Raw genomic sequence first — 15,691 nt, forward strand, 5'->3', positions numbered from 1 at the left:
ATTGTGGCAGTCTCTTTTCGTTTCCCTTTATATATTATGGAATTATCGTCCGAAAGGTTCCTTTCTTTTTCGAAAAACGGTAAGAAACAGCCCCATTTAAATCAGTGCGGTATACATGAATATTTGAAGAATTAAGTCGTTTTACAACCTCTGGGTGTGGATGATTAAATCGATTGTTTTTTCCCACCGGAATTAATGCCACCTCAGGATTTACTTTCTTTATAAAAAACTCTGTAGATGATGTTTTGCTACCGTGGTGACCTACTTTCAATACATCTACTTCTATATTCTTATATGTAGATATAAAGCTCTGCTCCCCACTTTTCTCTGTATCCCCCATGAACAGCCACTTTAGTCCTCCCAGCTCTGAATACAAGATAATTGAATTGTCATTCTCTTGCCTCTCACTTCCATTTGGCCCCAACACATAAAATGAATAGTCTCCTTCCGACCACATTTTTCCAATCTCAACCATTTCTATAGATATATTTTTCTCTGCGGCTAACTTAAGCAAATTCTCTTCTTGTTGTGAATTCTTACTTTTATTGGTAGCGAGCACAAGCATATCGACTGAGATGCTTCTTAATACATCTTCTGCACCACCAATATGATCCTGGTCACCGTGAGTAATGATTACTCTCGAAAGACTTCGAATTCCTCTTGATGCCAAATATGGAAGGATGATATCCTCACCTGTAGAAAATTCAGTTCGTCTTTTTCTCCAGTCCTCTTTTTCAAATTCTACTGTTCCTCCTGTATCTATTAGATAGACAGCTTTTCTATACGGAAGCTCCACGACAATACTATCTCCTTGTCCTACATCCAGCATCGTGACCTCACCAGTAGGATTTACAAACGGTAGCAAGAACTGAATTCCAATTAACAATATGGGGCCAATAATAGCTTTTTGTAACCATCTTTTATGTTTTTCCCATTCTTTTACATAATAAAATATGGATAAAACATATAAAACCATTAACACAAAAGATGGCTTACCAAGAGTTAAGACAGAAAACGAAAACCCAGAAAAGAACAAGGTTACGTGATTAGATACATTTAGTATGAATGTTAGTATGGAAGTTAATATGAGTCCTAACGGCTCTATTACTCCCAGTAGGAACACTGTTAGTAATGCCATGGGTAATATGATTACAGAGTATAAAGGAACATAAAGCATATTTAACGGAAGACTTAATAAGGAGAATTCATAAAAATGATACAAAAGAATAGGCATGGAACTAATTTGTGAAACGAAGGAAACAGCAAATAACGAAGATAGAAAATGGTTATATTTTCTAAAAATAACGCCTGAAGAAAGCACCAAAGAAAAGCTCACAATAAACGAAAGCTGAAAGCCTATGTTAACAACTAAATATGGATTTACGGCAAGCATTATAATAAATGCAATACTGATAACGTCTAGGATACTTACCTTTTTAAACCACAACAAACTTATTAACACAATCATTGTCATCAAAACAGAGCGTATTACAGAAGGAGAACCCCCAGCTATAATCATATAAATCGGCAGAAAACAGAGGAGTATGGTTGCAGCAAATTCTCGAGTTATGCCTAATCGTATTAGTAAAAAGAAAAACATTCCTGTCATTAGGCCTACATGTAATCCAGAAATGGCTAGAAGATGGATTAAGCCTAGTGATTGATACGAACTGACTATATCGGTGGAGATATTTCTTCGTTCTCCATAAATAAGTGCTTGTACCATCCCGGCAGATGTCCCATCAAAATACGTTTCTATCTGTTGGACTCCTTTTTTTCTGACTTTCAAAAGAGTCTTCATTATGTCGAATTTTTCCACTGTATTGCAATTACCTAGGTCTATCTCTTTTATTTCATACAACCAATGTATTTCCTTAAGATATAAATATTTTTTATAATCAAATGCATTGGGATTTCGGGATACTTCCGGCCGCTCCAATGTTCCCATAAATGAACAGGATATCCCTACTTGAAAATGCGTACTAAGCTTATTTTTTTCTTCTTCTGTTTTAATGATATATGTCAGTAATACTTTTTCATTTGAGGGTATTTTTATAGTTGCAGTTAGTTTATCACCATTAATGTCAGGAGAATCAATCACTTTTCCATTTAGAGTTTCTTTATCATAAGATAGTGTGGAAATGTTGTTATTATCAGTTATAACAAATAGAGTCATAAAGAAGAAAAATACACACAGACAGGTAACTACAAAAATGAAGTGGTGTCGGAGGATTATATAAATAAGGAATGATAAGGGGAAGAGTAAAGATATCCAATGAAATAAGGTATAAGGGACTATGATACCAAATAAAGCAAACAAGGCAATATAAAACAACTTTCCCTGTACATAGTCCCAATACATTAACAATCTACTCCAAAGTAGTTGAAAATAATGCTGCAGCCTGTTCATGTAGTTCCTGAATTTCCTTTTCTTCTGCCCCGGACTCATCTAGCTTGTCTATTAATTTATTGAAAAAGTTTAGTTTTTCATTTGATTTAATATCAATTACCGCTTCGTATAGAGGTACCTGCTCCACCTTTACATTTGCACCAGCAAAAAGTTCAATCGCATATGGGTGGTTTTTGTAATCAACAGCATAATAAACTGCTTTTATTCCAGCTTGAATTATGGCCTTACAGCACTGTAAACAAGGAAAATGCGTCACATATATCTCTGCATTTTCAGTAGGAACACCGAATTTTGCACATTGAAGGAGTGCATTCACTTCAGCATGTATTGTTCTGACACAGTGATTATCAATGACATAGCAACCTTCATCTATGCAATGGGTACCGCCAGAGATTGAACCATTATATCCTCCTGCAATCATTCGTTTATCTCTTACGATTGTTGCCCCAACTGTCAAACGAGTGCATGTACTACGTAAAGCTATTAAATGACTTTGAGCCATAAAATATTGATCCCATTTAATTCTATTCATTTCCACCCCGCCCTTCTACAAAATCTTACAATTATTTTATCGGGTAATGTAGCCTTACGTCAATTTAATTTAAGTTGTTTTTGTATCTTTTCTAGTGACTTTTCCCCAATTCCACTCACTTCTAATAATTCGTTAATTTCCTTAAATGGTCCAAACTCCTCCCGATAAGCGATGATAGCAGCTGCTTTAGCAGGACCAATTCCGTTCAATGTTTGCAGTTCCTCTATAGTTGCTTTATTAAGCGATATCTTGCTATCATTCGCTTGAGTAACCGTTATATCTCCTTCTATTTCTTCGTCAATACTGGGAACATAAATAACCATTTCGTCCTCTACTTGTAATGCTAAGTTAACCTGTTTTAAATCAGCGTTATCCGTAAACCCTCCTGCACCCTCAATAACATCCTTTACTCTGGAATCTAGGTCGACTTCATAAACCCCTTGGTTCACTACCTCTCCCTTAATATCAACAAATACTTTCGAATTCTCATTAATGTTAATAAGTGTATCCTCCATATCAGAACTCTCGGCAATTTCTTCATTTTGAAATTCTTGCAGGATCCCCTCTTTTCTTTCTTCTTTAGAAACGTTATATACGATCCCGATAGTTACAAGACCTACTCCACAAATAAGCAATAACAATTTATACTTACCTTGCTTTAACATGTTCATATTTTTTTCTTCCTTTCTTTGATTTAACTTGTAGTGAATAAAACAGTTAATATCTCTTAGTGAAACAAGCGAAATATTCCTACTACCATGCATATAATAAAAAACAGACTAGAAACGATAACTAACAGCGGGAAAAAATTTCTTAGTTTTAGATGAGTCAATTAAGCAAAATAACATTCATATTTTAAGCCTGATAAACATATTGTTATAGGAGAATATGTCTGCAAAGGAGGGACGAACTTGAATATAGGGTTTATTGGTACAGGAAACATGGGGAAAATTTTAATAGAGGCTTTTGTAGATTCTCTTGCAGTTCCACCTTCAAAGCTAACTATTACAAATCGTACAATTGAAAAAGCATTAGACATTAAAAACTCCTTACCAGATATCAAGGTAGTAACAAGCAATGAAGAAGTTGTAAGTGGCTCGGATATCATTTTTATTTGTGTAAAGCCATTAGAGATTCACCCCCTTTTACATCAAATAACTTCTTCCCTTACTAACAATAAATGCATTGTCTCAATTACAAGTCCTATTTCTGTCGAACAACTTGAATCTGCTGTAAGTTGCCAGGTAGCTAGGATTATACCGAGTATAACGAATCGTGCACTTTCTGGTGTTTCCTTATTTACTTTCGGTAAAAGCTGCAGTAGTAAGTATCAAGATTACTTGGAGTTCTTATTCGAGCAATTATCCACACCGGTTCATATAAAAAATGACATTACAAGAGTTGCTTCAGATATAGTAAGCTGTGGCCCGGCATTCTTTAGTTATCTACTACAAAAATTTGTGAATGCTGCTGCATCGGAGACGGAAATAACGGAAGAACAAGCAACATTGCTGGCAAGTGAAATGATTATTGGGATGGGAAAACTACTTGAAAAGGAAATATTTACGCTACCTACTCTTCAACAAAAGGTTTGCGTTAAGGGTGGTGTTACCGGTGAAGGGATAAAGGCAATGGAGGAACATATCGGTGAACTATTTGAAGAATTATTTAGAAGTACACACCGAAAATACGCCGAAGATATATGTGAGGTTAATAAACAATTTAACGAAACTCCATCACGCTAACGTTTAATATTCTACATTGCTAAAAGAAACCCTTTTTGTTTTTAAAATTTATTTTAATTATAAATATAAATATAAATAGGTAGATACAATTTGTATCTACCCTTTCTTTTTAACAGTAAATAGAATTCTCTCAGAAGTTTCTGATATGGTTTCTGAAAAATCAGCAGTGATATCTATTACCTCAAAACCACATTTTTCTAACCAACTTTTATACTGGTCAATATGGAAGGTTCGCTGAATATGGAACTCATCAAATCGTTGATATAAATCATCCACATTTTGAACAAAAAAAGACAGTTCATGTTCAACGCTGTTTGGATATGGACCTTCAAAACAGTTCCATATATAGCTAACCTCCTCATCACTAGTAACGAATGGACCATCTAAGAAAATATGCTTCATTTTATAAATTGAATGAACATCGAAAAGGAACATGCCGTCATCTTTAAGAAGGTTATATACATTTTGGAACGTCTTTTGGACTTCATCTTCTGTTTGAAGATAATTTAGTGAATCGCAAAAAATAACGATTATATCAAATGGTTGTAAACCTTCAATCTCAGCCATATTTTGTTGAAAAAAGTCAATACGTTGACCAGCTTCCATCGCTTTCGTATTAGCAACGGTGAGCATATCTTCTGAAAGATCGACTCCAACAACTTCATAGCCTTCTTTTGAAAGCTTAATTGAGATTGAACCCGTACCACAGGCCAAGTCTAAAATTCTAGCCTGTTTACTAAGTCCTAATTGATTCCTTTTTTTTTCTAAAAAAGAGATCCATAAATCATAATCAACATCGCTCATCAATGTATCATAGATGTATGCAAACTGCCTGTAACTCATTGACTTAACACATCTTCTACATCCTCAGTTGGTGCATCTCCCCAAAGGCGTTCTAGATTATAGTATAATCTTTCATCCTTATGGAAAACGTGAGCAACAACATCTCCTAAATCGACTAAAACCCATCTAGCTTCATCGAAGCCCTCAAGGCGCTTGACATTCACTCCATTTTCATCAGCTTTGTCTTTTATTTCTCTCGCAATTGCCTGAACCTGTTTCTCAGAATTACCATGACAAATTAAAAAGTAATCTGCCACAAGGGATAATCCATTCATATTTAATGCAATAATATTTTCAGCTCTTTTATCGTCTGCAGCTTTAACTGCTAATGTTAATAACTCTCTTTCATTCACTTTACTATTCCCCCTCTTTTTCTAGAAGCAAAGCGTTATATGTCAGCAATGTTTCCGGATATACTGGTTGGCTTTTCTTAACTAAAAACATGATTGTATTTCGCAATGATAGTACTAGTGCCTTATCAAGATCCTGATTGGCAACTTTCCTTACTTCATCGACACCTGGAAACTGCCTGCCAGGTTCAATATAATCTGCTACAAATATCACTTTTTCAAGTAAAGTCATATTTTCTCTTCCAGATGTATGATAGGTAATCGCATGTAAGATCTCCTGGTCTTGTATACCAACCTCAGTTTTGACCAAATAAGCCCCTACAGGTGCGTGCCATAACTCTGTGTTATAAATTAATAAATCTGATGGCATTTTTTGATTAATAATAATTTGTTTCATTTCTTCTTTATCTCGAAACTTTGCATAATCATGAAATATTGCTGCAGCCTCTGCTTTTTTAATATCAGCTCCATATTGTTCAGCCAAGCGGATTGCTGTTTCCATAACACCAAGCGTATGTTTATAACGATGTGATGTTAATTGTTTTTCTACAATTTCGAGTGCCCTCTCACGTTCCATACAAGTGGTTCTCCTCTATATAGTTTCTTACTTTTTCAGGAAGTAAATACATTGTATTTCCCTCCTCTTTCAGTCTTTCTCTGATCATCGAAGAAGATATGTCGAGCTGAGGAACATCTACCTCAAGAATAGGATACTTAGTAGGAAAAGCGTATCCTGGTCTTTTAACGCCCACAAAGGTAACAATTTTAAGCAATTCATCAATATTATGCCAATGAGGTAAGTACTCTACCATATCTCCCCCGATGATAAAATAAAACGTTGTGTCCTTGTACATAATATGAAGCATTTTCATCGTTTCATATGTATATGACGGGCCATCTCTTTCCAATTCGATCAGCTGTAATTTAAACTTCGACTGGTCCGAAATAGCTAAGGTCAGCATTTCTACCCGTTCTGAATTTGTAACATATTCTTTATGTTCTTTATGTGGAGGAATATTATTTGGCATAAACCATACTTCTGACAGATTTAGCTTTGTCAGTACTTCAGAAGCGATAAACAAATGACCAATATGAGGTGGATTAAAGGTTCCACCAATAATACCGATATGGTTCAATGCACTTCCCTCCAGCAAATTACTTTGATTTTGGTAACTCTAATTGTTTGTTTTCCTTCGATTCCTTATACAAAACAATTGTATTTCCAATTACCTGAACAAGCTCTGCCTTTGCACCATTACTAAGTTCTTCAGCCACTGTATCCCTGTCATCTTCGCAATTTTGCAGAACACTTACTTTTAGTAACTCACGTTTTTCTAAAGCATCTGCAATTTGCTTGATCATATTTTCGTTTACTCCACCCTTACCAACTTGAAAAATTGGGTCTAAATGGTGCGCTTTTGAACGCAAAAAGCGTTTTTGTTTCCCTGTTAGCATGTTTTACCTCCTAGTATGTTTGTAACTAATTTTTCCATTCGATCGGTATCCGGAAAGATTCCTGTCCATTTTTCAAAAGCAAGTGCTCCTTGATATACAAACATTCCCAGTCCGTTTTGCGTAAGTGCCCCTCTTTCTTTGGCCTCTAGCAGGAAACCGGTTTGCAATGGGTTATAAATTATATCACTAACGACTGACCCGTGTGCAATATTCTGAGTTGAAATTGGCAGTTCCTTTATATTGGGATGCATCCCAACTGACGTTGTATTAATAATTACTTTATACGACCCAAGTTTGGCCTCGGCTTCTTCATAGGTTAAAGCAGTCGAACTCACTTCAAATCTACAATCCTTTTGAATAGCTTCTGCTTTTTTTAGGGTTCTATTAACAATATCTATATTTTTTACACCGTTTGCAGCTAATGAGATAAATAATCCCCTTGCAGCACCACCTGCGCCAATTAAAAGAACCTTAGAGTTGCGCAAATCCTCAATAGAAATTATTTTTGTAAGGGACATTAGATATCCTAAACCATCTGTGTTGTATCCGATTAGTTTTCCATTATCATTTACAATAGTATTAACAGCACCGATATTTTCAGCAACTTCCTCAATTTCATCTAAGAATTCAATCACTGCGATTTTATGTGGTATCGTAACATTCATACCCGCAATTCCTAGTGCTCTCATTCCATTAATAGCAGCTCCAACATTCCCATTCTCCACATGAAAAGCATGATAGCGACCTGAAAACTTATAAAATTGAAACAGGTCATTATGCATCAAAGGTGACATTGAATGAGAAATTGGGTTACCAATCACCCCATAAATTTTCTCCATATCCTCACCCATTTTTTGTCTGTTTTTATCTTTAGATTAAAGATTTTCGAATAACAACTCCAACACCTTTTGGTACATGTGCAACAACTTTTGTTTGTGGTTCGTTAATTGTTACCCAACCTAATCCGGAGAATACAATATCGGTTTTCGCCTCTTTAATCATAAATTCATGTGCCACTAAAGGTGGAAAGTTTTCAAGTTCCTCTTTACCTGGTGGCTGGAGTAAATCTCCAACATGTTTTTCGTATAACTCATCTGCGTTCTCTAGTTTAGTCCGATGTATATTTATAAGGTTTGATATATAGCATACTAAAGATTGGCGTTTCCCACTTACAAAGTCTAATCTTGCAAGACCTCCGAAAAACAAGGTCTGACGTTCATTTAACTGAAACACCTTCGGTTTAATTTCTTTTTTGGGCGTTATGATCTTGAGTTCTTTACCTGAAACAAAATGTGCCATTTGGTGGTGATTAATGATACCTGGCGTATCGAATAAGGAATGTTCTTCATCCAGCGGAATATCAATTATATCAAGAGTAGTTCCTGGAAAATGTGAGGTAGTAATAATATCTTCGTCTTCTCCACCAAACTCCTTAATTAGTCTATTTATGAACGTAGACTTTCCTACATTTGTTGCACCGACAACGTATACATCCTTACCCTCCCGATAATGCTCGATTGCATCTGCTACTTCGTTAATACCAATTCCTTTTTCAGCACTTATTAACGTAACATCAACAGGATTTAATCCCAATTCCCTTGAAGCATCCTTCATCCAATTTATTAACTTATGATGCTTTAATGATTTTGGTAGTAAGTCAACTTTATTACCTACTAAAAGAATCTTGTTATTACCAACAAAACGATGCAGGCCAGGTAACCAGCTACCATTAAAATCAAAGATATCAACAATTTTTACAATTAGAGAATCAGTAGAACCAATACCATTTAATATCTTTAAGAAATCATCATCAGTTAACGATACATCTTGAACTTCATTATAATGCTTTAGTCTAAAACAACGTTGGCAGATAATCTTCTCTTTTTCCAAAGAAGATGGAGGAGCATAGCCTAATTTATCTCTATCCTCTGTCTGAATTTCAACCCCACAGCCAATACAACTTACTTTATTATCTTCCACTCTATTATTCCTCCCAATAAAGCATACCTCTTCGCTTCATCCACGATAGTAACCGTCTTTCTACTAGACGATTAAATTTCGTGAAAAACCCGTCTGTCTGAGCAACAGGTACCACAAGAATAGTATGTAACCCTGATCGATTACCGCCAAATACATCTGTTAGTAATTGATCTCCAATCACAACTACTTCATCTTTTGATAATCCCATTTCCTTCATAGCTCGCTTAAAAGCACGAACCATCGGTTTTCGTGCTTCAAAGATAAACGGTATCCCTAAAGGGTCAGCAAAGTCTTGCACTCGTTTTTCATTATTATTAGAAACAATTGTCACTGCAATTCCGTTAGCTTTAATTTCTTCAAACCATTTTTCAAGCTCAGGCGTTGCACTCGGACGATCCCATTCAACCAATGTATTATCTAAATCTGTAATGACACCTTTAATTCCACGCTTTTTTAATTCACTAGCAGATATGTCAAATATCGTTTTTACATGTTGGTTCGGTAAAAAAAAGTTTAGCATTTCTACAACACCTCTTGTCCAATAAAAATAGGTCTTGTGTGGCAATTAATGCAACACAATAAAAAATTAATAGTTTATCTTTCCTATAATAACGAATTTTTCTAGTTTCTACAAAATAATATGTAATTTATTTGTACTATATATTATTTATTTGCTAGTTATCTCGATAAAAACGACAAACTTCAGCAAGTTCAGCAAAAAAAATAAAAAAATCAAAAAACTTTTCGACAAAAGTCAGTATATTTCAACAGTTGTGGATAAACTTATACACATTTTACACATTGATATACATAGATTTCCAATATTTATGAACAAAATACCCACAAGTTATCCACTGGTTTCTGTGGATAACAAGAACGGTTGTTCTCTTTTATTTTTCGTGATAGAGTTAGGTTACTAACGAAGATTAACTTAAAAGTATATGACAGCATGAGATCAATTAGAACGTAGCAACCCCTTAAATAGAATTTATTTTAGGAGGTGAATGCCAACACATTGGCAGCCAGATATGAAAAAGTTATCAGATGAACTTCTTATCGAGTCTTATTTCAAAGCAAGGAAACTAAAATTAAGTCCTGACTTTATTCATCTTATTGAAATCGAAATTCATCGTAGAGCATTAGGACATCGAATTAGAAATATATCGTAACTGTGTTTTTTATACAAAAGAGCCCTTAGGCTCTTTATTTTTTTAGTTTGATTTATACCCTAATATTTCCCCTACTCTAACATTAGCTGATGATTTTATCGTTGAATTAAGAGTAAAAGTGTCCTTTTCAAACAAGAGAACTACAGTTGAACCAAATGAGAAATATGCTACCTCTTCACCTTTAGAAACATTTTCACTCTCATGAATGATTTCAATACTATTTACAAACATTGCACCAACTTTAACCATTGCAACATGGGTGCCATTTGAGTTGATTTCAGTAATAATTCGATAATTCTTCGATAATGGTTCCTTACCATATTTAAGACCGAGTTTATTTACTGGATAAGACTTGGTGCCTAACTCCCATTGCTTCGTAATAACCCCAGAAATTGGACAATGAATTCTATGATAGTGACTTGGACTTAAATAAAGAATAAGAAAAGTACCTTCAATATACTTTTGAAGAGATTCTTCATCTCCAAGCATTTCAGAAATCGAATATCGTTTACCTTTAACAACTATTTCTTTTGCTGGGGTAATACTCCCTGCTTCTTCGACTACTGCATCAACGGGACTTATGACACTTTCTTCGTGTTTATCAATTACTCTAAGATCCTTTTTTAATTTCCGGACAAATAATTCATGAAGGGTTTTATATTCTGTTATATTTTTTTCCATTTCAGATTGGTCAATATTGTATATTTTCGCATAACTGGGAATAAGTATAGCACTAACTCGTGAATGCGAAAATTTCCTTAATATGGCTGATGACAGGCGGTGATTAGTCAATTCTATTAAGAAACGATAAAGCCATTTTTGCAAAAAAGATTCCCCCTAATACACACAATTACTCTTTACTATAACAAATTTTACGAATAAAATAAGAGTATGTAAGCAATAATATATATTTTTTATCATATTTATTAACATCAAGTTAAGAACCCCTTATGAAAGGAGTGACGTAATGTTTTTATTAGAATACTTAGATTCTACAATAAAAAAGTTAAAAACACATACGGCAAATATATTAACCCTAGTTAACCTAAGTTTAGGTGGGTTTTCTATAATGTTTGCATTAAAAAATGAGCTTAATTTAAGTTTATTGTTGATATTTCTTGCAGCCTTAGCTGATCGATTTGATGGAATGGTTGCTCGCAAATTCAATATTGAATCAGAACTTGGTAAACAGCTTGACTCAATGTGTGACATTATTTCCTTTGGTGTAGCACCTGCAGTATTATTATACCTTGGAGTTCTGCAAGAATTCGGTGCACCAGGAATGTTTTTTACAGTTTTTTATATAGGATGCGGAGCATTTCGTTTGGCTAAATTCAATATTAGCGATAATAAAGGATTTTTTATCGGCTTACCAATTACCGCAGCTGGTTGCTTATTAACCCTAAGTTATTTAGCAATTCCTTATATAGCACCACACTATTTCATTTATCTTATCATAGCTTTATCCTTCCTGATGGTTGGCACGTTTAAACTCAAAAAGGTGTAACAATCCACAAATTTGGTTGTTATAAACCCCAAACATTACTCGGAAAGTACTAAATCCCAGAAAAAAGCACCAATCCGAAAAAAGGATTGGTGCTTCTGCTTTATCGACTATTATTTTGTTAATTCTAAGAACTCTTCAACATCTTTTACAGAAAGCTTAACAGCTTTTTCCCAGAAATCACGCTGAGTTAAGTCTACACTAAGATGCTTAGTAGCCAGGTCTTCAACTGTCATGCTAGCGGTATCTTTTAATAAGGCAATGTATTTTTCCTCATAGTCAGTGCCTTCTTCAAGTGCTTTTGCATATATACCAAGAGAGAACAAGTATCCAAACGTATATGGGAAGTTATAGAATGGTACACCTGTAATATAGAAATGCATTTTAGATGCCCAGAAATGTGGATGATACTGATCTAACGCACCACAATATGCTTCTTGCTGCGCCTCTTCCATTAGTTCATTTAGGCGCTCAGTGCTAACTATTCCTTGTTTTCTTTCATCATAGAATCTTGTTTCAAACAAGAATCGAGCATGGATGTTCATATAGAAAGCAACGCTTCTTTGAATTTTATCCTCTAATAGAGCAATCTTTTCTTCCTTAGTATTTGCATTTTTAACTGATGCATCTGCAACAATCATTTCCGCAAACGTAGAAGCTGTTTCTGCAACATTCATTGCATAGCTACGGTTTAGAGTATGTACTCCTGCCATTGCATGTTGATGGAAAGCATGTCCAAGTTCATGTGCAAGTGTAGAAACATTTGAAGGAGTACCTGAAAAAGTCATAAAAATACGTGACTGGTCACTTTCAGGAAAGCTTGTACAAAATCCACCTGGTCTTTTCCCTGGACGGTCTTCTGCTTCAATCCAATTGTCTTCAAATGCCGTTTTTGTAAATGCGGTTAATTTCGGGCCAAACTTAGAAAATTGATCTAAAATAAACTCTGCACCTTCTTGGTACGATACTTTACTTTCAGCTTGACCAACCGGTGCATCTAAATCATACCAACTTAGTTTTTCAAGACCTAAAAGTTGAGCTTTACGATCTAAGTACTCAACAAAAGACGCCTTGTTTTCAGTAATAACGCTCCACATTGTATCGAGAGTTTGCTTAGACATTCTGTTAATATCAAGCGGCTCTTGTAATACATTATCCCAGCCTCGTGCTTTATACACATTAAGGCGGAAGCCTCCAAGATGGTTTAGCGCATTTCCAATGTAATCAGTATGATCATCCCAAGCCTTTTCCCAGTTTTCAAACATTGTTTTACGAACATCACGATCAGAACTAGAAAATTTATTAAATGCTTGTCCAACAGAAAGTTGCTTTGTTTCTCCGTTTTCTTCAAAAGGAACCTTTATATTACCTACAACAGTATTATAAAGCTGCCCCCAAGCATGGTAACCATCTACACCAAGTGAGTTTATTAAATTTTCTTGTTCAAGTGTTAATTTATCTTTTGCTCTTGTGCGTCTTTCCTCTAATACATAAGCCAGTTCACTAAATGGTTCCTCTGCTAAAAGACCTTCCCAAACACTATTTTCGATGCTAATTAATTTTTGATCAAATGCAGTCAACACTGATTGAAGTTGTGCATTTAATTGGGTTGTTTTTCCTTGCAATAAATTAGCTTGTTTATCAGTTGTATCTTGAGCAGTTAAACAGCTCACAAAAGCCCCCACTTGTCGTAGCTTTTTAAATGAAGATTGAAATGCATTTATGATGTTGAGTAATCCTTCTTTATCACTCTCGGTGGTTGGTGGTGTAAATCCATCAACTAAAGCATTAAATTCACTAATTTCTTTTTGGAGCTCTTCTAAAAATGAATGAAAAGCAGGTGAACTACTCCCACCCTCAAAGAATACTTCTAAATCCCATGTTTGTTCATATGTAGTTGTTGTCATATCAAAAAAACCCCTTTCGTTATGTACAAGCTAAAAAAATATTTAGATTACCTAAATATTTTATAAGTTTTATTATAATAGCATTTTTAGAATATTTCTATCAATTTAGAAAAAACAATTGTATTTTCCAAAGTTTTGTCTGTTTTGCATTATTTTCAACTATTGGTGGAAAACTTAGGTAAACCTTTTTTATCAATAGTACTTGTCCTAAGGAAAACTCACTGGAGCTGTAAATATGCGCAAAAATCCACTTCAAATGTATATGCAGAAGTTTAAAAATATACAAAAGCCAAACCCTGATAATTATCCAGAACAGTCTTCTACAGAAGATATTGAAAGAAAAAAACAAAATATTGATGTAGTACTTGATTCGAATATTTCCACATTAAAAGAAATCTACTCAATTCCTGATAATAGTGATGTAAAACTCCATAACATTACAATTAATGGATTAAATAAGAATGCAGTACTTTGCTTTATTTCAACAATAATTGACGCACAAATCGTTAATAGTCAAGTAATAAAGCCACTGCTAGAAAATCAAGACGGATCTAAAACAATTGAGAATATTGTCGCGATCCAATCTATACAAGCTATTCAAACGATTTCAGAGGCGGTCCAGGGAATTAATTCCGGTTCTTCTGTTCTATTTATCGATGGTGACGAGAATGCCTATATATTTGCTACTACTAATTTTCAAGCACGCTCAGTAGAAAAAGCGGAAAATGAGGTTGTAATAAAAGGACCTAAAGAATCTTTTAATGAGAAAGTTGAAACAAATATATCCTTAGTCAGAAAAAAAATACGAAGCGAAAACTTAATTGTAGAGCAAATACCTATATCAAAGCGTTCACATAATGATTTATATATCCTGTATATTAAAGACTTAGCCAATGATAAATTAATAAAAAACATAAAAGAAAGGGTAAACGCACTCGATGTAGATGCTATCCAAAACCTTTCTCTCTTAGAGCAGTATATCGAGGAAAGACCTTATTCTATGTTTCCCAGCATTTTGTTTACGGAACGACCAGACAGGGCTGCATCCTTTCTTGAAGATGGCTACATTATTTTATTAATGAATAATTCACCGTCATCGCTAATTCTTCCTGCAACCTTTTGGTCATTTATTCACAATCCTGAAGATCATTATCTACGTTATATGTATGGTAATTTCACAAGACTACTAAGAGTAATAGCAATCTTTATTACTATTTTTGGATCTGCTATTTACGTTTCTGTTACTAATTATCATGCTGAAATGGTACCTACTGATTTATTATTAGCTATTTCGGCAACACGTGAAAAAGTTCCTTTTCCCTCTTTTATTGAAATACTAATGATGGAATTTGCATTTGAATTAATTAGAGAGGCTGGACTTCGCGTCCCTGCACCAATAGGTCCGACAATCGGAATTGTAGGCGCTTTAATATTAGGTCAGGCTGCTGTACAAGCAAACATTGTAAGTCCCATTGTAGTTATTGTAGTGGCATTAGGAGGAGTTTGTTCCTTTACAGTAAGTGATATTAGCATGAACTTTGCAGTTCGCATAAGCCGATTTATCTTTATTTTCGCCTCAGGATTATTTGGTATTTATGGTATGACTGCTTTGTTCACCACAGCTTTGTTCTATCTTGTATCAACTAAATCCTTCGGTGTTCCTTATTTATCACCAATGTCACCAAGATATATATCCGCAAAGGATACAATTATGAGACAGCTTATTAAAAAAGAGCGATTTAGACCAGGATATGTTAAGCCTAAGGATATTATAAAAAAAGCAGAGGACTAGGTAA

The 15,691-nt window shown here is 34.6% G+C and carries 17 protein-coding genes; 4 read left to right on the forward strand and 13 right to left on the reverse strand.

What is annotated here, in order from left to right; genetic code table 11:
• Nucleotides 1-34: 34 nt before the first annotated feature.
• Genes AB3M96_RS02865 through AB3M96_RS02875 form a run of 3 tightly spaced genes read right to left on the reverse strand, consistent with a single transcriptional unit; the run spans nucleotide 35 to nucleotide 3,613 of the window.
• The gene (locus tag AB3M96_RS02865) at nucleotides 35-2,449 is read right to left on the reverse strand and encodes a DNA internalization-related competence protein ComEC/Rec2 (RefSeq protein ID WP_412966057.1); all 2,415 of its coding nucleotides are present in this window, start codon (nucleotides 2,447-2,449) and stop codon (nucleotides 35-37) included.
• On the reverse strand, nucleotides 2,370-2,942 hold the full coding sequence (locus tag AB3M96_RS02870) for a ComE operon protein 2 (RefSeq protein ID WP_412966058.1): 573 nt from the start codon (nucleotides 2,940-2,942) through the stop codon (nucleotides 2,370-2,372). Before AB3M96_RS02870 ends, AB3M96_RS02865 begins: the two co-directional genes overlap by 80 nt.
• 59 nt (nucleotides 2,943-3,001) lie before the next feature.
• A complete protein-coding gene (locus AB3M96_RS02875; RefSeq protein ID WP_412966059.1) occupies nucleotides 3,002-3,613 on the reverse strand; it encodes a helix-hairpin-helix domain-containing protein in 612 nt (203 codons plus the stop codon).
• A 240-nt stretch (nucleotides 3,614-3,853) separates the two neighbouring features.
• Here AB3M96_RS02875 and comER point away from each other — a divergent pair, with 240 nt between their 5' ends.
• Nucleotides 3,854-4,687 carry a late competence protein ComER gene (gene comER, locus AB3M96_RS02880; RefSeq protein ID WP_412966060.1) on the forward strand — a complete coding sequence of 278 codons (834 nt, stop codon included), beginning with the start codon at nucleotides 3,854-3,856 and terminating at the stop codon, nucleotides 4,685-4,687.
• Between the two features lie 96 nt (nucleotides 4,688-4,783).
• On the opposite strand, the gene AB3M96_RS02885 is transcribed toward comER, so the two are convergent.
• The 8 genes from AB3M96_RS02885 to AB3M96_RS02920 are packed head-to-tail and all read right to left on the reverse strand — an operon-like array spanning nucleotide 4,784 to nucleotide 9,835.
• Nucleotides 4,784-5,530 (reverse strand): class I SAM-dependent DNA methyltransferase, encoded by a 747-nt coding sequence (locus AB3M96_RS02885; protein ID WP_412966061.1) that lies wholly within the window; start codon nucleotides 5,528-5,530, stop codon nucleotides 4,784-4,786.
• Nucleotides 5,527-5,883 carry a ribosome silencing factor gene (gene rsfS, locus AB3M96_RS02890; protein ID WP_412966062.1) on the reverse strand — a complete coding sequence of 119 codons (357 nt, stop codon included), beginning with the start codon at nucleotides 5,881-5,883 and terminating at the stop codon, nucleotides 5,527-5,529. The genes AB3M96_RS02885 and rsfS overlap by 4 nt, the downstream gene beginning before the upstream one ends.
• Nucleotides 5,884-5,887: 4 nt before the next feature.
• On the reverse strand, nucleotides 5,888-6,457 hold the full coding sequence (yqeK, locus tag AB3M96_RS02895; protein WP_412966063.1) for a bis(5'-nucleosyl)-tetraphosphatase (symmetrical) YqeK: 570 nt from the start codon (nucleotides 6,455-6,457) through the stop codon (nucleotides 5,888-5,890).
• Nucleotides 6,447-7,016 (reverse strand): nicotinate-nucleotide adenylyltransferase, encoded by a 570-nt coding sequence (locus AB3M96_RS02900; RefSeq protein WP_412966064.1) that lies wholly within the window; start codon nucleotides 7,014-7,016, stop codon nucleotides 6,447-6,449. The genes yqeK and AB3M96_RS02900 overlap by 11 nt, the downstream gene beginning before the upstream one ends.
• Before the next feature lie 19 nt (nucleotides 7,017-7,035).
• On the reverse strand, nucleotides 7,036-7,335 hold the full coding sequence (gene yhbY / locus AB3M96_RS02905; protein WP_412966065.1) for a ribosome assembly RNA-binding protein YhbY: 300 nt from the start codon (nucleotides 7,333-7,335) through the stop codon (nucleotides 7,036-7,038).
• A complete protein-coding gene (gene aroE / locus AB3M96_RS02910; RefSeq protein ID WP_412966066.1) occupies nucleotides 7,329-8,174 on the reverse strand; it encodes a shikimate dehydrogenase in 846 nt (281 codons plus the stop codon). The genes yhbY and aroE overlap by 7 nt, the downstream gene beginning before the upstream one ends.
• A 31-nt stretch (nucleotides 8,175-8,205) precedes the next feature.
• Nucleotides 8,206-9,315 carry a ribosome biogenesis GTPase YqeH gene (yqeH, locus tag AB3M96_RS02915; RefSeq protein ID WP_412966067.1) on the reverse strand — a complete coding sequence of 370 codons (1,110 nt, stop codon included), beginning with the start codon at nucleotides 9,313-9,315 and terminating at the stop codon, nucleotides 8,206-8,208.
• A 4-nt stretch (nucleotides 9,316-9,319) separates the two neighbouring features.
• Complete coding sequence (locus AB3M96_RS02920; RefSeq protein ID WP_412966068.1) at nucleotides 9,320-9,835, reverse strand: YqeG family HAD IIIA-type phosphatase; 516 nt, start codon at nucleotides 9,833-9,835, stop codon at nucleotides 9,320-9,322.
• Between the two features lie 508 nt (nucleotides 9,836-10,343).
• Here AB3M96_RS02920 and AB3M96_RS02925 point away from each other — a divergent pair.
• The gene (locus tag AB3M96_RS02925) at nucleotides 10,344-10,484 is read left to right on the forward strand and encodes a sporulation histidine kinase inhibitor Sda (RefSeq protein WP_412966069.1); all 141 of its coding nucleotides are present in this window, start codon (nucleotides 10,344-10,346) and stop codon (nucleotides 10,482-10,484) included.
• 42 nt (nucleotides 10,485-10,526) lie between these two features.
• Here the strand turns inward: AB3M96_RS02925 and AB3M96_RS02930 are convergent, their stop codons facing one another.
• Nucleotides 10,527-11,309 (reverse strand): phosphatidylserine decarboxylase, encoded by a 783-nt coding sequence (locus AB3M96_RS02930; protein ID WP_412966070.1) that lies wholly within the window; start codon nucleotides 11,307-11,309, stop codon nucleotides 10,527-10,529.
• A gap of 142 nt (nucleotides 11,310-11,451) precedes the next feature.
• Here AB3M96_RS02930 and pssA point away from each other — a divergent pair, with 142 nt between their 5' ends.
• Nucleotides 11,452-11,991 (forward strand): CDP-diacylglycerol--serine O-phosphatidyltransferase, encoded by a 540-nt coding sequence (gene pssA / locus AB3M96_RS02935; protein WP_412966071.1) that lies wholly within the window; start codon nucleotides 11,452-11,454, stop codon nucleotides 11,989-11,991.
• Nucleotides 11,992-12,101: 110 nt separating this feature from the next.
• Here the strand turns inward: pssA and AB3M96_RS02940 are convergent, their stop codons facing one another.
• Complete coding sequence (locus tag AB3M96_RS02940) at nucleotides 12,102-13,895, reverse strand: M3 family oligoendopeptidase (RefSeq protein WP_412966072.1); 1,794 nt, start codon at nucleotides 13,893-13,895, stop codon at nucleotides 12,102-12,104.
• 235 nt (nucleotides 13,896-14,130) lie between these two features.
• On the opposite strand from AB3M96_RS02940, the gene AB3M96_RS02945 reads away from it, so the two are divergent.
• Nucleotides 14,131-15,687, forward strand: a complete 1,557-nt coding sequence (locus AB3M96_RS02945; protein ID WP_412966073.1) for a spore germination protein — start codon at nucleotides 14,131-14,133, stop codon at nucleotides 15,685-15,687.
• The last annotated feature ends 4 nt before the right edge of the window (nucleotides 15,688-15,691 follow it).

The organism is Ferdinandcohnia jepli, from assembly GCF_047246645.1.
Taxonomy (GTDB): domain Bacteria; phylum Bacillota; class Bacilli; order Bacillales; family Bacillaceae_L; genus Ferdinandcohnia.